The organism is Salinisphaera sp. T31B1 (assembly GCF_040361275.1).
Classification (GTDB): domain Bacteria; phylum Pseudomonadota; class Gammaproteobacteria; order Nevskiales; family Salinisphaeraceae; genus Salinisphaera.
Map to the genome: position 1 here is coordinate 723390 of NZ_APNH01000001.1, position 19774 is coordinate 743163.

At 63.8% G+C, this 19774-nt stretch carries 18 protein-coding genes; 13 read left to right on the plus strand and 5 right to left on the minus strand.

Annotation, left to right across the window (positions count from 1 at the left end):
* Positions 1-27: 27 nt before the first annotated feature.
* A complete protein-coding gene (locus T31B1_RS03320; RefSeq protein ID WP_353248036.1) occupies positions 28-711 on the minus strand; it encodes a GntR family transcriptional regulator in 684 nt (227 codons plus the stop codon).
* 214 nt (positions 712-925) lie between these two features.
* On the opposite strand from T31B1_RS03320, the gene T31B1_RS03325 reads away from it, so the two are divergent.
* The 13 genes from T31B1_RS03325 (at position 926) to T31B1_RS03385 (ending at position 15498) form a co-directional block, all read left to right on the plus strand.
* Complete coding sequence (locus tag T31B1_RS03325; protein WP_353248037.1) at positions 926-1804, plus strand: isocitrate lyase/PEP mutase family protein; 879 nt, start codon at positions 926-928, stop codon at positions 1802-1804.
* A 797-nt stretch (positions 1805-2601) separates the two neighbouring features.
* Positions 2602-3816, plus strand: a complete 1215-nt coding sequence (locus T31B1_RS03330) for a CaiB/BaiF CoA transferase family protein (protein ID WP_353248038.1) — start codon at positions 2602-2604, stop codon at positions 3814-3816.
* Positions 3817-3857: 41 nt separating this feature from the next.
* Positions 3858-4118, plus strand: a complete 261-nt coding sequence (locus tag T31B1_RS03335) for a UxaA family hydrolase (RefSeq protein ID WP_502950927.1) — start codon at positions 3858-3860, stop codon at positions 4116-4118.
* 30 nt (positions 4119-4148) lie between these two features.
* Positions 4149-5354, plus strand: a complete 1206-nt coding sequence (locus T31B1_RS03340) for a UxaA family hydrolase (protein WP_353248040.1) — start codon at positions 4149-4151, stop codon at positions 5352-5354.
* Between the two features lie 92 nt (positions 5355-5446).
* On the plus strand, positions 5447-6646 hold the full coding sequence (locus tag T31B1_RS03345; protein WP_353248041.1) for a mandelate racemase/muconate lactonizing enzyme family protein: 1200 nt from the start codon (positions 5447-5449) through the stop codon (positions 6644-6646).
* A 432-nt stretch (positions 6647-7078) separates the two neighbouring features.
* Entirely contained in the window at positions 7079-9205 is a 2127-nt protein-coding gene (locus tag T31B1_RS03350) for an acetate--CoA ligase family protein (RefSeq protein ID WP_353248042.1), read from the plus strand.
* A gap of 59 nt (positions 9206-9264) precedes the next feature.
* A complete protein-coding gene (locus T31B1_RS03355) occupies positions 9265-10239 on the plus strand; it encodes a Bug family tripartite tricarboxylate transporter substrate binding protein (RefSeq protein ID WP_353248043.1) in 975 nt (324 codons plus the stop codon).
* A 91-nt stretch (positions 10240-10330) separates the two neighbouring features.
* On the plus strand, positions 10331-10813 hold the full coding sequence (locus T31B1_RS03360) for a tripartite tricarboxylate transporter TctB family protein (protein WP_353248044.1): 483 nt from the start codon (positions 10331-10333) through the stop codon (positions 10811-10813).
* A gap of 42 nt (positions 10814-10855) precedes the next feature.
* Positions 10856-12397, plus strand: coding sequence for a tripartite tricarboxylate transporter permease (locus T31B1_RS03365; protein WP_353248045.1), 1542 nt, complete (start codon positions 10856-10858; stop codon positions 12395-12397).
* A gap of 39 nt (positions 12398-12436) precedes the next feature.
* Positions 12437-13327, plus strand: a complete 891-nt coding sequence (locus T31B1_RS03370) for a MaoC/PaaZ C-terminal domain-containing protein (RefSeq protein WP_353248046.1) — start codon at positions 12437-12439, stop codon at positions 13325-13327.
* Positions 13328-13392: 65 nt separating this feature from the next.
* Positions 13393-14139, plus strand: coding sequence for an enoyl-CoA hydratase/isomerase family protein (locus T31B1_RS03375; protein ID WP_353248047.1), 747 nt, complete (start codon positions 13393-13395; stop codon positions 14137-14139).
* A gap of 115 nt (positions 14140-14254) precedes the next feature.
* Positions 14255-14848 carry a glutathione S-transferase family protein gene (locus tag T31B1_RS03380; protein ID WP_353248048.1) on the plus strand — a complete coding sequence of 198 codons (594 nt, stop codon included), beginning with the start codon at positions 14255-14257 and terminating at the stop codon, positions 14846-14848.
* Positions 14849-14898: 50 nt separating this feature from the next.
* Positions 14899-15498 carry a cysteine dioxygenase family protein gene (locus T31B1_RS03385; RefSeq protein ID WP_502950909.1) on the plus strand — a complete coding sequence of 200 codons (600 nt, stop codon included), beginning with the start codon at positions 14899-14901 and terminating at the stop codon, positions 15496-15498.
* 84 nt (positions 15499-15582) lie between these two features.
* Here the strand turns inward: T31B1_RS03385 and T31B1_RS03390 are convergent, their stop codons facing one another.
* The 4 genes from T31B1_RS03390 to T31B1_RS03405 form a co-directional block, all read right to left on the minus strand.
* On the minus strand, positions 15583-16323 hold the full coding sequence (locus tag T31B1_RS03390; protein WP_353248049.1) for an IclR family transcriptional regulator: 741 nt from the start codon (positions 16321-16323) through the stop codon (positions 15583-15585).
* Positions 16324-16666: 343 nt separating this feature from the next.
* Entirely contained in the window at positions 16667-18193 is a 1527-nt protein-coding gene (locus T31B1_RS03395) for an AMP-binding protein (RefSeq protein ID WP_353248050.1), read from the minus strand.
* Between the two features lie 25 nt (positions 18194-18218).
* Positions 18219-19016, minus strand: a complete 798-nt coding sequence (locus tag T31B1_RS03400) for an enoyl-CoA hydratase-related protein (protein WP_353248051.1) — start codon at positions 19014-19016, stop codon at positions 18219-18221.
* Positions 19013-19753: a GntR family transcriptional regulator gene (locus T31B1_RS03405; RefSeq protein ID WP_353248052.1), complete on the minus strand. Its 741-nt coding sequence runs from the start codon at positions 19751-19753 to the stop codon at positions 19013-19015. The genes T31B1_RS03400 and T31B1_RS03405 overlap by 4 nt, the downstream gene beginning before the upstream one ends.
* Between the last annotated feature and the right edge of the window lie 21 nt (positions 19754-19774).

The window sequence follows — 19774 nt, forward strand, 5'->3', positions numbered from 1 at the left end:
ACCGCGCGGCGGGCCTCCGAGAGGCCTTCACCAGTCGGTCGCGGCACTCGGCTGTCGGCATTCGATTTCGATATTCCGGCGGGCACGGCTGATGTGCCGCCGCATGAGCATTTCGGCGAACTCTCCATCGCGTGCCTCGAGCGCTTCGACGATTCGGCGGTGCTCGAGCAATGCGGCCTGCGGGCGTTTGGCCACGCTGCTGAATTGATACCGCGACATGCGAATCAGGTAGTAGAGCTCGCCGATCAGCGTATCGATCAATGCCGTGTTATGGCTGCCCTGGATGATGCGGTAGTGGAAATCCAGGTCACCTTCGCGCTGAAAGTAGGCGATATCTTCCTGCAGATCCTGCTGCTGCTCGTGTCGGGCGAGCAGTTCGTAGAGCCCGCGAATCTCGGTATCGCTCATCGCCGTTGCGGCCATGCGTGCAGCCATGCCTTCCAGGGCTTCGCGTACATAGTAGAGCTGCGACAGCCGCTCCGGATCGAGCGAGGACACGCGCGTGCCCACGTGAACCTTTCGTTCCAGCAACTTCCGCGACTCCAGCCGCCGGATCACCTCGCGCATCGGGCCTCGGCTGACCCCGTAGCGCATTGCGAGCTCGGATTCTGACAGCCGGGTGCCGGGGGCGATTACCCCGCGCACGATATCGTCCTGCAGCGCAGCCAGGGCACGATCGGCCAGCGTACGCGGCTCAGCGGCGAGCGGCACGGCAGATTCGGTATCGGTTGTCGACAATGGGTGCGATCAGTTCGTCCTATGATCGCTTTATCTTTACATGATTCCAATATTGTCTACAATCGGTGATCTTACTAGCGGCTGACGCGGTCGCTACACAGACAGTGCTTGTATCGTGCCGGCTGCCCCGAACATGACGCCGTGCCGGTTACCGGCGCTGACACCGATCTTTTCGCGAGGACCAGACATGACCCAATCCGATGCTTCCCGTCGTGCCGCCTTTCGTGCGCGCGTGGCCGAGCGCAAGGCGCCGATCATTGCCGGTGCCTACAATGCGCTCAGTGCCCGGATCATCGAGGACACCGGCTTCGAGGCGGTGTATCTGACCGGTGCCGGGGTGACGAATATGGCGTTCGGTCTGCCCGATCTGAGTTTTGTCAGTCTACGCGACATGGCCGAGCATGCTGCGCGCGTGCGTGAGGCGGTAGAGTTGCCGCTGGTAGTCGACGCCGACACCGGCTTCGGCAATGCGCTGAACGTGCGTCAGAGCGTGCACACGCTCGAACGCAGCGGTGCCGACGCGATCCAGATGGAAGACCAGATACTGCCCAAGAAATGCGGCCATTTCGAAGGCAAGCAGGTCATTCCGGCCGGCGAGATGGTCGGCAAGATACGGGCCGCCGTCGATGCACGCCGCGATGAGAACTTCCAGATCATCGCGCGTACCGATGCGGCAGCCGTTCACGGCATCGAGGATGCGATCGAGCGGGCCCATCGCTATGCCGAGGCGGGGGCCGACGTGCTGTTCATCGAGGCAACCGAAACCCGCGAGGACATCGAGCGCCTGCCCGCGCTGTTCGAAATTCCTCTGCTCATCAACGTGGTCATCGGCGGCAAGACGCCGACCCTGTCGCAGACCGAGTTGGCCGGGCTTGGCTACGGGCTGACCCTGTATGCCAATGCGGCACTCCAGAGTGCGGTATGCGGCATGCAGCGGGCGTTGTCCAAACTCAGTGAAGACGGCCGTCTGGATGAGGATCCGACGCTGGTCGCCCCGTTCGCCGAGCGCCAGCGGCTGGTCGACAAGGCGCTCTTCGATCGCCTGTCCAGCGAATACGGCGACTGAACCGGCGGCGCCGGAGCGGCAAAAGCCGCCGTCCGGCTGATCGAGCCGGCGTGGATCAACCACGTGTCGCGATCGGCTGGCCGTGCGCAGTGGTGTGCGCATGCCTGACCGAGCCGAGGGGCGCGTAAATCCGGGGCCCACGAGCTTGGCTCGGGGCCGGGGCGAGGCATGACGCCGATCGCGTGTGAACGGACTCTTGCCTGCCGCGATGCGCCCGAATAGCACCCGTCCAGCCGATCCGAGCCTGTACGCCGGCTGCGACGTCCCTATCGTTCACGGTCGTGGTCCCGGCAGCGGTGCGGTCGGATGATTCGCGTGCCGCCGCCGGAGCCTTCGGCCGCTTGTCTCGAAACCATGTAAACAGAATGGTTGCTCGCGAGGGCCTGTCACCGCGGTGGCAGGCGGGTGTGTTCGGCCCCCGTCGTCGGGAACAGGATTTTCGTGCTCGAATCGACGGCGCCAACGCGGCCGGCGTCGCTGCGGTCCCGACATCATGCGAACAGCGCCGTACGGGTCGGCGAGATGCCCATACCGCCCGTGGTCAGCGGCGATCAGGCGCCCGCCAGTCGATACTCGCCGGCGCACTCTGAACGGGTCGCGTGGACGGCTCGGGTACGGCCAGTCAAAGCCGTGAATCATCTCCTTGAAAAAGGTTGACGGCTCAAGCGGCGCGTGCGTATCTTAATTCAGGACGTTATTCCATAATTAAGAACATGCGTCGACGATATGAGCGATGATCAGGCCACGGTCGGCGCTGCACAACGCCCGTCTCGGCGAGCCAAGAGGAGGTATCTCGCGTGGTGGATAGAGGTTTGCTGGACGGCCTGCGCGTGGTCGAATTCGGTCAGATCGCGGCCGGCCCATTTGCCGGCTCCCTGTTGGCCGATCTGGGCGCGGATGTGGTCAAGATCGAACGGGCCGACGGCGGGGACGGCATGCGTGCCTGGCCGCCGCTGACGGAAAACGATGCGGGCGATGCGTTCAGCGAGAACTTCGCTTCGCTGAACCGAAACAAGCGCAGTGTTGCGCTGGATCTCAAGAGTGAAGCCGGACAAGCCCATGCCCGTAGCCTGTGCGAGCGGGCCGACGTGGTGCTGGAGAATTATCGCCCGGGCGTGATGGAACGACTGGGCTTGGGCCACGAGACGTTGGCCGAACTCAACCCGCGCCTGGTTTTCTGCTCGATCAGCGGCTACGGACAACGCGGGCCGTCGGCGGGTAAAGGCGCGTTCGACGTCACGGTCCAGGCGATGAGCGGGATCATGAGCGTTACCGGCGAACCCGACAGCGGACCGGTCAAGTGCGGCGTGCCGGTCGGCGATTTCTGTGCCGGTCTGTATGCCGGATATACGATCCTTGCCGCGCTTCGCCGCCGTGAACAGAGCGGCGAAGGTGCGTTCATCGATTGTTCCATGGTCGGCAGTCTGCTCGGGATTTCGGCGCTGCAGACCAGCGAGTTCTTCGGCACCGGACAACCCGCGCAGCGGCTCGGCTCGGCGCATCCGCGAAATGCGCCTTACCAGGCATTCCGTGCCCGGGATACGCACTTCGTGGTCGCTGCCGGTAACGACAAGCTGTGGCGCTCGGTATGTCAAATCGTCGAACGTCCGGCCCTGGCCGAGGACGCTCGTTTCGAGACCCAGGCGCTGCGCGCAGCCAACCAGGAAACTCTGGCGGCCGAACTTCAGCCTGTGTTCGAAACCCGCAATGCCGCCCACTGGCTGAGCGAACTCGAGGCCGAGGGCGTGCCGTGCAGCCCGATCAACAGCTTTCGGGAAGTCTTCGATGATGCGCATGTTCAGAGTATGGGCATCGTGCGTGATCTGACACTGCCCAACGGCGCGCGCACCCATACCACCGGTTTCCCTATCGCCATATCGGGCTTCGACTTCGATATCGCCCGGCAACCGCCCAAGCTCGGTGAGCATAACGATGAGGTGCTCGCCGAATGGAGCGGCGCGTCGTCTGTGAACGGTGAGCGGCAGGCCTCGGGTACGGGTGGGGCCGGTTGATGGCGCGGTCAGCGGCCGAGGAGCCGACCGCCCGGGCGCTCATGTTGCATGACGGCGACGATGTGGCCGTGGTCATCGCGCCTGTGTCGGCCGGCACGCTTTGCGAGATCACCACTCCTTCCGGCAAGCAGTCGGTGCGGGCCGCGGGGGATATCGCCTTCGGGCACAAGATGTCGGTCCGTGCAATCGGCGTCGGCGAGACGGTCATCAAGTACGGCCACCCCATCGGTCGCGCCGCGGCGGCGATCGAGTGCGGAGCGCATGTTCATGTTCACAATCTTCAGGGTGGCGTGTCGGCCTGACATGGCGCCTTGGCGAGCTGGAGAAACGTCGTGAATCAGGTGTTCTACGGTTTTCCCCGGCCGGTCGGCCGAGCGGGCATTCGCAACAAGATACTGCTGCTGCCGATCGACCGCTATTCGAACGAGGCGGCCTGGCAGATCGATCAAACGGTCGCGGGCCTGACCCGGTTTACCTGTCCGGGCGATATGGGGCGACATGCGGGCGACCGCGAGCGGCTGTTCAGCATCATGCGGGGTGTGGCCGCCAATCCCAACGTGGCGGGTGTGGTGCTGATTTCGGTCAACCGCGAATTCAACTATCCCGAAACTCGGGCGCAGCGTCTGCTGGATGCGCTGGCCGCATTGGAGAAACCGGTCGTGCCGCTGTTCATGTCCGAACTGGGCGGCGCGGCCCGGACGGTAGTCGAGGGACAGATCGCGGCGCGCAACCTGCTACGCGAGATCGGTCGGCAACAGCGTTGCCCCGTGCCGCTGGGTGAGCTGTCGATCGGAATCAAGTGCGGCACATCCGACGGCACGTCCGGTATCAGTGGCAACCCGGCGCTGGGCGCTGCCATGGATCGTCTGGTCGCGGCGAACGGCACCGTGATCTTCTCGGAGACGACCGAGATCATCGGCGCCGAGCAGGTGCTGGCCGAGCGGGCGGCCGATGCGCAGACCGCCGAGCGAATCGTTTGCATGGCCCGGCGTGTCGAACGCCAGGCCCGCGATCTCGGCGAGGATATCCGCACCATCAACCCGATCCCCTCGAACATCAAGGCCGGCATTTCCACGCTCGAGGAGAAGTCGCTCGGTGCGATCGCCAAGGGGGGCACGACACCGCTGTGCGGCGCGCTCGACTATGCTCAGGCGCCCGACCGCCGTGGCCTGTTCTTCATGGACGGCTGGATGGCCTCGAATTCGCTGCCGATATCGCTGGCCGCGGCCGGTGCCCAGATCACCGTGCTGCAGAGCGGCGGCTCGGACCTGCCCGATGACCCGCCGCTGGCTGCAACCAACCCAGGCTTGGTCGCGCCCAACTTTTATATGTCGGGCAACCCGGAGCTGGTGGCCAAGATGCGGGTGGGGCTGGACTTCGATTCATCGGCGGTACTGGTCGGCGATGAGTCGCTCGCCGACATTGGCGCCCGGATCCTGCAAGCGCTTTCGGAGATCGCCTCAGGCCAGCCGACCTACGGCGAGACGCTCAAGTATTCGGAAGTTCAGGAAATCTGGTTCGACGGGCCGGTCTTCTAGAAGCACGGTGGCCCCGGCCGCGTTCCTGTGGACAACACGCACGGCGCATCCGGCCAGTCCCGGTGTCGAAAAATCAAAACGGAGGATGAGCAATGAAGATCACCGATCTGGAAATTCTGGAGTGCGACGCAGGCTGGCGTAACTACTCTTTCGTCAAGATCAGCACCGACGAGGGGCTGGTCGGCTGGAGCGAGTTCAACGAAGGCTTCGGCTCGCCCGGCATCGGGACGGTCATACAGCAGCTGGCGGGCACGCTCATCGGCCAGCCGTTGCCCGGTCTCAACCGGTTCTTTGCCGATGTCTATGCCCGTACCCGTCCGGCGGCCGGCGGCGTCGTGGCCGAGGGGATCGCGGCGATCGAGAACGCCCTGCTGGATCTGCACGCAAAGCGGCTGAACGTGCCTTGCTATGAATTGCTGGGCGGCAAGGTACGGGATCGCTTGCGGGTGTACTGGTCGCACTGCCCGGCCTGGCGAATCAATCACCCGAGTTACTACGGGCCGCAGATCAGCGACCTGGACGGTGTCCGGGCGATCGGCGGGGAGGCACGTGAACGCGGTTTCGATGCGCTCAAGACGAATCTGTTCCTGTTCGAGCAGGGCAGCGCACGCGCATGGCGCCCGGGTTTCTCCGCGCCGTTCTACCCGGAGCTGAATATCGATCGCACCGTCATCCGCAACATGCTCGACACCATCGAAGCGCTGCGGGCCGGTGCCGGTGCGGACATGGACATCCTCATCGATGTCAATTTCCACGCCAAGACCGACGGCTATCTGAAGCTGCTGCGGGCGTTGTCGGATGTCGATCTGTTCTGGGTCGAACTGGACACCTATCGTCCTGAAGCGCTTGCCCATATACGACGCCAGGCGGGCCAGACCATCAGTTCGTGTGAAACCTTGTGTGGCGGACGCGAATTCCTGCCGTTCTTCCAGCAACAGGCGGTGGATGTGGCCATCGTCGACGTCATCTGGAACGGCGCCTGGCAGTCGATGAAGATCGCCGATCTGGCCGATGTGCACGAAGTCAATATCGCGCCCCACAACTTCTATGGCCATCTGGCCACGATGATGAGCGCACACGTGGCCTGTGCAGTGCCCAATTTCTGCATCATGGAAACCGATATCGATCGGCTGGAGTGGGATGCGGAGATCTTCACCCATGTGCCCGAATATCGAGACGGTCATCTCGTCATGCCCGATCGGCCGGGCTGGGGCACGGAACCGGTCGAAAGCGAGATTCGGGCCCGGCCACCCAAGCGTGGCGGCGGGCTCATGCAGCCACGCAAGAGCTGACGAACGCCCGCCCAATGGGACCCGGCGGCCCGGGGGTGACCCGGCCGGGCCGCCGGATGTCCGGTTCGGTTAGCGGCTCACTACCAGTGGCCGGATCGCGGCTCGCAAAGCGACGTGGCTATCGGCGTCGTGCCTCGCCGGCTGAAGTGCAATGAATTCATACGTTGGTATTACAAGCCGCGCGGCCGGGAGCCGATCGGCACGGCGGCAAGTGATCGAAAAATAAATAAATATCTGATTAATATAAAAAATATTAGTCGTGTGCCCGCGCGTCGACGGCTTGGGCCGGGTTTCAAATTGTCTTGACAGTGGTATTCGCAAGGCGCTAGTGTCGTTTCGTAATGTATTAAGACGTTCTGAATAGCAGAATAAACAATCGCCGAGGCATCGTGACTCGTACGGCCCGCCCCGCGATTACACATGGAGGAGAGCATGAGTCAGGCATTGGCGATCGGTCAGGAGAGCTCCGCGGTTCATGCCGCCTTCGAGCCGCGCAGCATCGCGGTCGTGGGTGCGTCGGAGGATATGGGCAAGTTCGGCGGTCGTATCCTCCACTACCTCCTGCATCACCGGTTTGCCGGCCAGATCTTTCCTGTCAACGCCACGCGCGACCAAGTCTGCGGGCTCGATGCCTATGCGTCGCTGGACGACCTCCCGAGCACCCCGGATCTGGTCGTCATCTGCGTGCCGCAGCGGCATGTGCACGGCGTCGTCGAATCAGCCGGGCGGCTGGGTGTCGGCGTGGCCGTGGTGGTCTCCAACGGTTTTGCCGATGCGGGCGATGAAGGTCGGCAACAGGAACAGGTGCTCGTAGCCCTGGCGCAACGCCATGGCCTCCGCTTGGTCGGGCCCAACTGTATGGGCTTCGTGTCCGCGGCGACCGGCGTCATCGTCTGTTCGTCGAATATCCTGGCCATCGACAGCGTGCCGACCGGCGGCGTCGGGTTCATCAGCCAGAGCGGCGCCGTGCTCATGGCGCTGATGGACTGCGGTTTTCGTCAGGGGATCGGCTTTTCCCACTGCGTCACGCTGGGCAACCAGGCCGATCTGGAGCTGTGTGACTTCGTCGAGTATCTGCTCGAGGACGACGCCACGCAGGTCATCTGCACCTATGTCGAAGGCTTGAAAGACGCGGAGCGCTTCCAGCGCCTGGCGCGTCGCGCTGCCGCCCAGAACAAGCCCTGGATCATGCTCAAGTCCGGCCGCACGGCGGCCGGCGCCGAAGCGGCCTATTCGCATACCGCGAGTCTGGCGGGCAGCTATCAGGCCTTCGAGACCGTCTGCCGCGAGAACGGCATCATTCTGGTCGAGGATGTCGAATCGCTGCTGTGTCTGGCGGCGATCCTGGAGAAGTTTCCCGGTCAGCGTCTGGACCGCGTGGCGCTGTCGTCGACTTCGGGGGGCAGCCTGGCGTTGTGTGCCGATCGGCTGTCCGATGAAGGCATCAAACTGGCCGAACTGTCGAGCGAAACACTCGACAAACTGCACGAGCACTATCCGGCGTCGGTTTCCAACCCCGTCGATATCGGTGTCGCCACGCAGGGTGCGCTGGGCCGGGTCGCACGGCCGACCGCCGAGATCCTGCTATCAGACCCGGGCGTGGATATCTTCCTGCCGGTACTGAGTACCGCACCGGACGTGCACGCGCTGACGCAGTGGTATATCGAAGGCGCCGAAGCCGCAGGCGACAAGCCGTATCTGGTGGTCTTGCAGCCGGCGGCTCTGGCCGACAGCACGCGTCTGGAGCTTCGCCGCCGAGGCATTGCCTTTGTCGATAGCTTCGACGCCCTGGCCCGTGCGCTCAGAGCCTGGAAACAGACGATGGCGGCGCCCCGCAAGCCCGCAGACTGCGAGCGTCCGGCGGGGCTGCCCGCACCGGGTACGATCGCCGCACCTTCCGGAGCGATGGACGAGACCCAGGCGAAGACGCTGCTGGATCGCTATGGCATCCGGACCAATCTGGGGGTGACCTGTACGACTCCCGAACAGGCAGGCGAGGCGGCCGCGAACATGCAATTCCCGGTGGTCGTGAAGATCGTATCGCCGGACATCGTGCACAAAAGCGATATGGGCGGCGTAGCGCTCAATCTCGATAGCGTAGAGGCCGTCGAGCAGGCAGCCCGCGACATGGCCGCTCGCATCACCGCCGCCGACTCCAGTCTTCGACTGGAAGGGTTTTCCGTGCAGGAGCAGGCCACCGGAAAGATGGAACTCGTGCTCGGTGTGAACACCGACGAACAGTTCGGTCCGATGATCGTGTTCGGCGCCGGCGGCACGCTGGTCGAGATTCTCTCCGACGTGGCGGTGGCCAGTGCGCCGGTCGCCCGTGCCACCGCGCGTGCCCTGCTCGAGCGGCTGCGTATTTACAAGGTGCTGGCCGGCGCGCGTGGCAATGCGCCACTGGATATCGACGCGGTGGCTGAACAGATCGAGCGGCTGAGTTGGTTGGCCGAGGATTTCAAGGACTCGTTGCAGGAACTGGATATCAACCCGTTGCTGGTCGACGACGAGGGGCGCGGCGCCGTGGCAGTGGATGCCCGGGCGCTGTTCAAGAAATAGTCAGCTGCCCTCGGGGACCGGGCTGACCACTATAAAAACGTGTGCAGAGGAGCATCGACATGACTGACAAAAAGACCAGAAAGGCGGCTAGAAAACTGCTCGCCGCCGGTTTGGCGGTAGCGGGCCTGATCGTCCAGACCACCGTGCTGGCCGCAACGTTTCCGGATCGGCCGGTGCGCCTGATCGTGCCGTATCCGCCGGGTGGAACCAGCGATAACGTAGCGCGTTCGATCCAGCAGCCGCTGGAGAAAGCGCTTGGCCAGACGGTGATCATTGAAAACGTGTCGGGTAGTGCCGGCACTGTCGGTACGGCCGCTCTGGCTGATGCCAAGCCCGACGGCTATACGGTCGGCATCAATGCCAGCGCGACAATCACTACATCGCCGCATCTCACGCCCGTGAACTACGATCTCGATTCGTTCGCGCCGGTGGCACGGGTCGCGATCTCGTATCTGGGCATTGCCGTACGCCCGGATTTCCCGGCCTCCAACTTCAAGGAGTTCGTCGAGTATGCAAAGACGCATCGGGTGACGGTGAGCAACACCGGCATCGGTGCGACGACCCATCTGTGTGTGGAAGCGCTCAAGAAGGAGACGGGCACGCAGCTGGTTCAGGTGCCCTTCAAAGGCTCGAGTCCATCGATGAACGCGGTTATCAACGGCCATATCGATGCCGTGTGCGATCCCGCGCTGATCAACCCCATGCAGAGCGGCATCCTCAAGCCTATCGTCACCCTGACGCCCGAGCGCTGGAAGGAAATCCCCGATACGCCGACCTACAAGGAAGCCACTGGCAAGGCGTTTCCGGTGACCAACTGGTACGTGGCGCTGGCACCGGCCGGCACCCCGGATGATCGTCTCCAGATACTGACCGATGCCTTCAAGCAGGCGCTGGATGATCCCGATCTGGCCAAACGCTTCGCGTCGATGGGCATCCAGCCCTATTTCTCGCCCTCTGCCGAAGTCGAGAAAGAACTCCACGAAGAGTTCGACACGCGCGGCGACACGCTCAAGGACCTGGGTCTGACGCAGTAACGCAGTCGACGGCCGCCAACCATCGATCGGGGTGGTTGGCGGCGGTTGCCGCTACGTCCTTGCCTGTTTCCAGCTGACCGAGGCCGGTGTCATGACGATCCGAAAGCTACATATCAGTGCCGGGTTATGGGGGGCCGTGATCGGCCTGCTGCTGATTTTCTGGCTGATACCCGAGTACATCAGTGTGCCGCCGGCTGCCAAGTTCACGCCGGGGCCGACGCCCCGCACCTTCCCGACGATTCTCGCGTGGGCGCTGGTCGTATCCGGGATCGGGTCGATGATCATTGACATGCTTGCACGGCCGGTGGCCCAGACCGCGCCCGCCTACCGGCTCGACTGGAAGACAGCGCTGCTGATCGCCGGGCTGATCGCGCTGTACGTGCTGTTGTTTCACTGGGCCGGCTTTACTGTGACGACCGTGATCGTGCTGTTCGGTTTTCTCTGGTTGCTGTCGCCGCTTGGCGTATTGCCGGCAGCCGGCGTCTCGGTGGCGGTGACGCTGATCATCGTTGCCCTGTTTTCCACGCTCCTGCAGATACCGCTGCCGGAGAGCTTTCCGGCACTGGGTCTTTAACAGCGAGCTGCGGACGGTTCGCATCATTCGCGGTATACGCATATGAACTACATGCCGGAAATCATCGGTTACTTCACGGACTGGCATCTGCTGGTGTTCCTGCCGCTGGGTGTGCTGATCGGAATCGTGGTGGGCGCCATTCCGGGCCTGACCGCGACGATGACGATCGGCCTGCTGCTGCCGTTCACGTTCACGCTCACGCCGTTGCCCGCCTTCATCCTGCTCATCGGCATCTTCAAAGGGGCGATGTTCGGTGGCTCGATCGCGGCGATTCTGCTGGGTTGCCCGGGCACGCCGGCGGCTGCCTGTACCATGCTCGAAGGCGTGCCGATGGCGCGCAACGGCCGCGCGAGTGCCGCACTCGATGCGGCGTTGTGGTCGTCCTTTCTCGGCGATCTGATGTCCACGGTCGCGCTGCTGTTCGCTGCCACCTATATCGCACGGGTCGCCGGTGTCCTCGGGCCGCCGGAATTCTTCGCACTCATGCTGCTCGCACTCACGATCATCGCCGCCATCTCGGCCGAAGGCGTGGTCAAGGGCATCATTGCCGGTTGTCTGGGACTGCTTGCCGGCACCGTAGGATTGGATCTGGTGTATGGCAGCGCGCGTCTGACGTTCGGCCAGCCCGAGCTGAATCAGGGCCTGGCGTTCATCCCCATTCTGGTGGGGCTGTTCGCGCTACCCGATATTTTTCTGCACTATTTCAAGACCGACAAGGCCGTTGACGATTCCAGCCGTGTCGCCGCGATGACCGACGACGGCATGAGAAAGGGCGAACTGAGGATGATCGCGCCCACCATCGGCCGCAGCGGGCTGCTGGGCATGGTGCTCGGCGCCGTGCCAGGCGTGGGGGCGACGATCAGCACCTTCATGGCCTACGGCATCTCCCGCAACTATGCGCCGGACCGGGCGGAGTACGGCAAAGGCGCAATTTCGGGCGTCGCGGCCGCGGAGTCGGCCAACAGTGCCAACGGCGGCGCCACGCTCATTCCCCTGCTCACCCTGGGCGTGCCCGGCGATATCGTGACCGCAGTGTTGCTGGGCGCATTCCAGTATCACGGCCTGGCGCCCGGTCCGCTGCTGTTCAAAAGCCACATGGGGCTGGTATATGCGCTGCTGATCGCGGTGCTGATCTCCAGTTTCCTGGTCTTCGTCGTGGGCAAGCTAACCTACCGGCGGATCGCGTTGATCGCCGGTATCCGGGCCGAGTATCTCTATCCGGTGATCATCGTGCTGGCGATCGTCGGCTCGTATGCGCTGTCCAACACGATGTACAACGTGTACGTGCTGATCGGTGCCGGCGTGCTGGGGCTGCTGTTCCGGCGCCTGCGGATTCCGGCCCCGGCGTTTCTCATCGGCTTCGTGCTCTCGCCGCTGATCGAAGACAACCTTCGCCGAACGCTGTTGATATCCGGCGGCGACGTATCGGCGCTGTATGCCAGCCCGACGAGCATCGTCATGTATGCGCTGACCGCGATCATCGTGGTCGTGACGATCGTCCGCCGCATCCGTTATGTACGCAGCGCCGGGGCTGATGCGCCGGAGGAATACGTGGCCCCGGAATTGTCGGAATCGGTGAAATAGCATGCGCTCCGAACAGATCGATCCCATCGAGATACAGTCATGAACGAGACCCTGCCCGATATCGAATGCGGCGTGTTTGCACGTAAACAGGCTACGTGGAGCGAGTTCGACGGCCTGCTGTACGGCGTCGGTATCGGCGCCGGCACACAGGACTTCGAGTCCGAGCTGGCCTTCACGACCGAGAATTCTCGGGACGTGTCGTTCAAGATGCTGCCGACCTTCGGTCTGGTGCTGGTCGGCGGTGAAAAGGAAATGCTCGACCGCTACGGGCTTTCCGAGAACAACGTGCTGTTGATGTCCGAATCACTGCGCCTGGCGCGCGATCTGCCGAGCCAGGGGGCAGTCGATATCGTCAAGCGCGTAATCGCCGTCGACGACCATCATGCCGGGCGCGTGGTCACGATGACCGCCGAAGCGCTCGACCAGGCCGACGGTAGTCAATTGTTCGAAACACGGTCGCGGCTGCTCGTGCGCGATCCCGAGACGAACCGCCGTGCCGCGTCGGCCGCCGACCGTCGTACCAATCGAAGCCGGGCGCACGACGAGCCGGCGGTGGTGGCCAGCCGCGAGTTCCATATTCCGCAGAATCAGGCCTTGGTGTACCGCCTGTCGGCCGGTCGCAATCCGCTGCACTCCGATCCCGCGTCGGCCGCCCTGGTCGGTTACCACGCGCCGATCCTGCATGGCCGCTGCACGCTCGGATTCTGTGTGCGCCAGATTCTGTTTCACCACGGCGCGCCGGCCGGTCATGCCGCGCTGTCGTTCATCGAGGCCACCTTCGCCGCACCGGTATGGCCGAACGAAACCCTCGTTCAACGTTTTTTTGATGCCCCCGCGGCGGCCGAGGGCGGCTTCGAGGTTCGCCGTGCGGCTGACGACCAGATCGTCATGGCACGCGGACGTTATCAGCTGCGCAAGCCGAGCGACTGAGCGCCGCGTGTTGGTACGACTCGAACCATTGATTTGTTAACCCATTCATAACAGGAGACTCGAACTTGACTGAAGCAGCCGTAACCTATGAATCCGAAGGCGCGATCGCCACGATCACGATCAACCGTCCGGACAAGCTCAACTCGATCAACAAGGAGGTCGAAGACCAGCTGGCCGACGCGTGGGCGCGTTTCGAAGCCGGTGATGATCGCGTAGCGATCCTGACCGGTGCGGGCGACAAGGCCTTCTCGGCCGGCAAGGATCTCAAGTCCTCCGCACCGCCGAACTTCACGCGGTTCACCCCGGGCGTCGGCGTCAAGCTGACCAAGCCGGTCATCGCCGCGGTTGAAGGCTGGTGTATCGGCGGCGCGCTCACGCTGGTCCAGATGTGCGACCTGTGCGTGGTCAGCGAGAACACGAAGTTCGTCTATCCCGAGCCCAAGGTCGGCTTCGCCGGCGGCCTGATCGCATCGCTGGCCGCGCGTATCCCCCACAAGGTGGCAATGGAGCTCATGCTCCTGGGCGAGGAAGTCAGCGGTCAGCGCATGTACGACGTCGGTTTTGCCAATCGTATCGTGCCCAAGGGCCAGGTCATGGACGAGGCCAATCGACTGGCACGCAGCCTGGCCGAGAATGCGCCGCTGGTCATGGCCATGCTCAAGGAGTTCGCCAACTTCAGCCTGCCGCCGAGCCCGGTCGAGCACGCCGGGTTCGCCCAGCGCGTGCTGCAGACCGTCTTCGACAGCGAGGACTACCAGGAAGGCTTTGCCAGCGTTCGTGAAAAACGCAAGCCGACATTCACCGGCCGTTAGGGCGCATCGAGGTTCCGTGCGGGCCCGGCGCCGGCCGAGCCCGTCGTGACGAGGGCTCGCACGACTTCGTAATGCCCCGGCAGACAGGACATGCCAACTTTTCAAGGAAACGACCATGAAGCTATTCATTTCGCCGACCTCTCCCTATGCGCGTCTGTGCCGTGCAGTGATCATCGAAAAGGGTCTCACCGACCAGGTCGAACTGGACAAGACCGACCCCTGGCAATCCGATCCGGCGCTGGTCGAGGCGAACACGTTCTCCAAGATCCCGTCGCTGGTGCTCGACGACGGCGAGGTGCTGACCGAAAGCCTGCTCATTTCTCAGTACCTCGATGGCCAGGCGGGCGGCAAGTCGTTGGTCGACGATGCCGACCGCACGAAAGTGTTCAAGAAGCTGGGCGTTGCGTTCGGCTTTATCGATGCGGCGGTGGCCATCGCGTCGGCCGGAAAGTTCAAGAACGATCTGAGCGACGATGCGATCATCACTCGTCGGCATGCAGCGATCGAGCGCAGCCTGCCCTTGCTCGACCAGCTGCCGGTGGGCGACCCGAGTACGCCGGACCTCGGTGATCTGGCCCTCGCGGTCGCCCTCGGCTATCTCGACTTCCGGTTCAAGGAGTTCGACTGGCGCGCCAATGCGCCGCAGATCAGCCAGTGGTACAAAGAGATCGCATCGCGGCCGGCCCTGAACGAGACGATGCCGGGCTAGCGGCCGGCCCCCGCCGGATTCGACGTTTTTTCAACTATCGAGTACTGCCTATGCAAGCAACAGAATCGAATCTGTCGCGTCTGTCGACGTTCGTTCGGCAGATGACGGTGTTGACGCGCGACGCGGGGGCCGATGAACCGGCCATCCTGGCGCGTGGCACGGAGCACCTGTCGGCGCTGATCGCGCACGACGACTGGCTGCCGGACTACTGTGCCCAGCCGCATCCGGAGTACTACCAGCAGTATCTGCTGCACTGTGATCCGGAGGAGCGTTTTTCGGTGGTGAGTTTCGTCTGGGGGCCGGGCCAGACCACCCCCGTACACGACCACACCGTCTGGGGGCTGGTCGGCATGTTGCGCGGCAAGGAGATCGGCCGTCGGTTCGCCTTCGAGGGCGACCGGCTGGTTGAACAGGACAGCGATATTCTCGAGCCGGGCCAGATCGATGCGGTGTCGCCCAGCGTGGGCGATATCCATTCGGTCGCCAATGCCTACGACGACCGTGTCTCGATCAGTATTCATGTCTATGGTGGCAATATCGGCAAGGTGCGCCGACACGTGTTCGATATCGGCACCGGCCAGGCGAAAGACTTCGTGTCCGGCTACGCCAACGACCGATTGCCTAACCTCTGGTCCCAGGAACACGGCTGACGCCGGCAGGACGGTTTGCGCTAGCCGCCGGGATCGGCCGAAAGAGGCCGCCCGGCGGTGCGCGACCCGGCCTCGGTCAGCCGGCTAGAGGGTGGCGCCAAGCATGGTGGAGATCCGGCCCGCGGCCTGCTTGACCAGGGCCGCCAGTTCGGGGACCCGCTCGTCGGACAGGCGTGTCTTCGGTCCGGAGATTCCCAGGGCGGCCACCGGCCGGGACTGGCTGTCGAAGATGGGGGCGGCGATGCCACCGATCTCGGAACGCCATTCGCCGCGATTGACTGCATAGCCCTGGCCGCGAATCGCGTCCAGTTCATCGCGCATCCTGGCCTGGTCGGTGATCGTGTATTCGGTGATCGGCTCCAGGTGGGCAAGCACTTCCTCGATGACCTCGCTGCTCTGAAAGGCGAGCAGTACCTTGCCGGTGGCCACGCAATGGGCCGGTGCGCGCCCGCCGACCTTGGTATAGGCTCGGATCGGCTGCGGGCTGTCGATCTTCTCGACGTAGATCACCTCGGATTTTTCATAGATCGACAGGTGCACGGTCTCGGACGTGGTCTCGGCCAGCTTCTCGAGCTCGGGCAGGGCGACGCGCTTGAAATCCAGCTTGGAGATGGCATCGGCGCCCAGCACCCACATCTTCGAGCTCAGGCGGTACTTGCCGCCCGTGGAGAACACGTAGTCCTTGGCGACCAGCGTCTGCAACAACCGGTGCGTATTGCTTTTCGTCAGGTCAAGTTCGCGTGCGATATCCGACACGCCGCGTGGGTCGTCGCTTCGTGCGAGGGTTTCGAGTATGACCAGGCCTTTGACGAGCGTTTTGTCCATGACGGGCAATATCACCGAAATCGCAACGATTGGGGTATTGGCACGAGCCAATGAGGCGTTCCGGCGGCGCTGGAGCCGTCCGGGCCATTCGCGCCAGACGTTTTCCGCATGTTAGCACGCCTGTCCGGCCCGTCCGGGCCCGGACGAGCCGGCGCCCGCCTCTGGTCCGCGTCAGGCGTCGGTGCGCTGTCCAACACGCTCGCCGGACGCGCAAGACAGCGCAACGGGCCGCGTCGGGCTGCGGGCGGCAACCCGTCCAACCCGCGCTCCGGTACTACCGCCGGATGCGCGATGGACCATCCATCGGGCGCCGTCCGTCGTGCGCCGGCAACGCTGCCGGCGGCTATCGAGGCTGAGCGAACAGCTCGGCGTAGGTGGCCTGTAGCGTTTTCTTCATCACCTTGCCCATGGCATTGCGCGGAAATTCGTCGACGAACACTACCGCCTTCGGACGCTTGTACGCGGCCAGATCGCTCATGGCACGCTCGTTGATCATCGCTTCGGTCACGCGCTCGTCGGGCTGGCAGCGGATGGCCGCCAGCACGCCTTCACCGAAATCCGGATGCGGTACACCCAGGACCACCGCTTCCTCGACGCCGGGTACCGTTTCGAGGACGTTCTCCACTTCACGCGGGTAGACGTTGTAGCCACCGGATATGATCAGTTCTTTCTTGCGACCGACCAGCCAGACATATCCATCGGCATCGAACCGGCCCATGTCACCGGTGTCGAAAAAACCGTCCTGGGTCCAGTCGTCGGTCAACTCGGGCCGATTCCAGTACTGGCCGATCGTGGCAGGGCTTCTGGCTTGCAGGCTGCCTACTTCGCCGTCGGTGACCGGCACGCCGGCTGCGTCGGTGATACGCAGGTCGACAATGGACAGCGGCTTGCCGACCGAGCCGACCCGGGCGCTGCCGTCGATCGGATTGGATGTCAGGATGCTGGTTTCGGTCAGGCCGTAGCGTTCAACCACCGTCACGCCCATCGCTTGTTGCAGGGCAGCGAACATCTCGGGCGACAAGGGCGCGGAGCCGGAGGTCGCCAGCCGTAGATTCCGGCACGCCCGCCGGTCGAAGCCGGGCTGTGCGAGCAGGCGCGTATAGATCGCCGGAACGGCCATGAACACCGTTGCCTCGGGCAACAGACGGCAGGCCTGGGCGGCATCGAACGTCTCGGTGATCATGAGGCTTGCGCCTGTCGACAGCGGCATGGCCGCGGCGACAAACAAGCCGTGTGCATGGAATACGGGCAGTACATGCAGCACGCGATCGTCGGGGCTGATCTGCCAGGCCTCGGCCAGCGCATCCAGATTGGACATCAGGTTCGCGTGCGTCAGCGGTGCGCCCTTCGGCCGTCCGGTGGTGCCGGAGGTGAACAGCATGGCCGCGTAGTCGTCGGGCTGCGGCTCGTCCTGGATATCAGCTGCCGGCTCCGCCGTGTTCAACAGGTCGTCGGCCGAGCCGTCGCCATAGGCGATGATCTTGTATGGGGTGTCGTCCGCCAGGTTGAGCGCCTGGGCATCGTTGTCGATCAACAGCGACGGGGTGGAATCCTCGAGCAGTATGCCGGCTTCACGCGCGGTGAAACCGGGATTGACCGGCACATAAATCGCACCGGCCCTCAAGACGCCGAGAAACAGCAGAATGCCATCGGCCGATTTGCCCAGACGCACCGCGACCCGGTCGCCGCGCGTAACACCGTGCTGGCGAAGTGTGGCGGCGACCCGGCTGACGCGTGCGTCGGCCTGAGCGAATGTGATCCACGGTTCGTGTGTGTCCTGGCGTGCGGGGTAGAAACACAGCGCCGGCGCATCCGGGCGCGAGGCCGCCTGGTGTCGCAGGGCGTGCGAGAGAGTCGGGGTCGGAGTCAATGGCGTCACCTTGAACATCGGTTGATCAGTAGCCGTTAAAGACCGGTTTCTGCTTGTCTGCAAACGCGGCCAGTGCACCGAGATAGTCCTGGCTGCGGGCACAGGCTTCGACCGCGGCGAAGGGCGCAGACCAGTCGCGCTCGGATTCGAAGGCGGCGATCTCGCGTAGACTGATCTTGGCCGCGGTCAGTGTCAGCGGGGCGTTGCCTGCCATGGTCTGCAGCTGGGTCTCCACGAAAGCATCCAGTGACTCCGGCGGTAGCGTCTCGTTGGCAAAGCCGCAGCGCAGCGCCTTGTCGGCATCGAAGAACTGCCCGGTCATGAGAATTTCGGCGGTCACCGCACGTCCTACGACTTCGACCAGCCGCTTGATCCAGTAAGGGCTGTAGCCGATACCCAGACGAGCCGCAGGCACGCCGAAGCGGGCATTGGTATCCAGATAGCGCAGATCGCATGCCAGTGCGATCGCCGTACCCGCGCCGATACAGAAGCCGTGAACCAAGGCGACCACCGGCGTACGGATGGATTCGATACCGTCGAGGGCGGTCTGAATGATATGGGTGTGCTGGTCGGCCTGTGCGGGGTCGCGGCGAGACTCGCCGAATTCGCTGATGTCCGCGCCCGAGGCGAACGCCACGTCTCCCTCGCCACGGATCAGGACCACACGCAGGTCCTCGCGCGCCTTGAGTTCGTCGGCGATGCGCGTCAGGTCGAGCCACATGCTCCGCGTGATGGCGTTGCGACGCGCCGGGTTCGACAGCGTCACACGGGCGATGCCCTGTTCGACGGTCAAGGTTACACGGGGCGTGTCGGTCGTAGTCATCGGTGGGTTCCTGTTTCCAGACTCATCTGTTCGGCGATGGTCGAATGCATCTCGGAGATATGCACCACGCCCGCGGCGTTGGTGTGTTTCAGCATGGTGTGCAGGCTTTCGCCCTGGAGGATCAGATGCGTGCGCATTGCGCGGGCGGCCCCGTCCTCGTCCTGAGCGCCGATGGCTCGCAGCACCGCGTCGTGCTCGGAAGACGACTCCGCGAGACGCCCGGGCAGGCGCCCCTGGGTGATCCGTAAAAACCACATGCGGTCGCGAAGACGAAGGGTTTCGGTCCAGAGATAGCGGTTGCCGGAAGCCGCGTAGATCGCCTCATGAAACCGGACGTTGGCTTCGTAGTAGTCGACCGGGTCCGCGTCGACGCAGCGTGCGCGACAGTCGGCCTGGTGATGTTCCATCAGCGCGAGTTCGTCGCCGCTGCGACGGCGCGCCGCCAAGCGTGCGCAGGCGGCTTCCAGTTCGGCCATGGCCTCGAACTGATCGAGGATCTCGGCAGCGGTCTGACCTTTCACGACGGCTCGCTGGCGCGGGCGCAGCGTCACCAGACCATCGGCAGCGAGATGACGAATCGCTTCGCGGACAGGCGTTCGCGAAACGCCGTACTGCTGTGCGATCTGGGTCTCGGATAAAAAATCGCCCGGTTTCAGTTGCCCGATCATGATGTCTCGGCTTAATCCGTGGCTCACGAGTTCGGATTGGGAAACAGCGGGTTGTGCGTCTTCGGGCATGGGTCGTGCCTAGGTTGTCTG

Bases quoted from the DNA above. Each gene is read 5' to 3' on its own strand.
- T31B1_RS03325 (WP_353248037.1), top strand. From the start codon at position 926: ATGACCCAATCCGATGCTTCCCGTCGTGCCGCCTTTCGTGCGCGCGTG.
- T31B1_RS03335 (WP_502950927.1), top strand. From the start codon at position 3,858: ATGTTGCATGACGGCGACGATGTGGCCGTGGTCATCGCGCCTGTGTCG.
- T31B1_RS03345 (WP_353248041.1), top strand. From the start codon at position 5,447: ATGAAGATCACCGATCTGGAAATTCTGGAGTGCGACGCAGGCTGGCGT.
- T31B1_RS03350 (WP_353248042.1), top strand. From the start codon at position 7,079: ATGAGTCAGGCATTGGCGATCGGTCAGGAGAGCTCCGCGGTTCATGCC.
- T31B1_RS03355 (WP_353248043.1), top strand. From the start codon at position 9,265: ATGACTGACAAAAAGACCAGAAAGGCGGCTAGAAAACTGCTCGCCGCC.
- T31B1_RS03360 (WP_353248044.1), top strand. From the start codon at position 10,331: ATGACGATCCGAAAGCTACATATCAGTGCCGGGTTATGGGGGGCCGTG.
- T31B1_RS03365 (WP_353248045.1), top strand. From the start codon at position 10,856: ATGAACTACATGCCGGAAATCATCGGTTACTTCACGGACTGGCATCTG.
- T31B1_RS03370 (WP_353248046.1), top strand. From the start codon at position 12,437: ATGAACGAGACCCTGCCCGATATCGAATGCGGCGTGTTTGCACGTAAA.
- T31B1_RS03380 (WP_353248048.1), top strand. From the start codon at position 14,255: ATGAAGCTATTCATTTCGCCGACCTCTCCCTATGCGCGTCTGTGCCGT.
- T31B1_RS03385 (WP_502950909.1), top strand. From the start codon at position 14,899: ATGCAAGCAACAGAATCGAATCTGTCGCGTCTGTCGACGTTCGTTCGG.
- T31B1_RS03390 (WP_353248049.1), bottom strand. From the start codon at position 16,323: ATGGACAAAACGCTCGTCAAAGGCCTGGTCATACTCGAAACCCTCGCA.
- T31B1_RS03400 (WP_353248051.1), bottom strand. From the start codon at position 19,016: ATGACTACGACCGACACGCCCCGTGTAACCTTGACCGTCGAACAGGGC.
- T31B1_RS03405 (WP_353248052.1), bottom strand. From the start codon at position 19,753: ATGCCCGAAGACGCACAACCCGCTGTTTCCCAATCCGAACTCGTGAGC.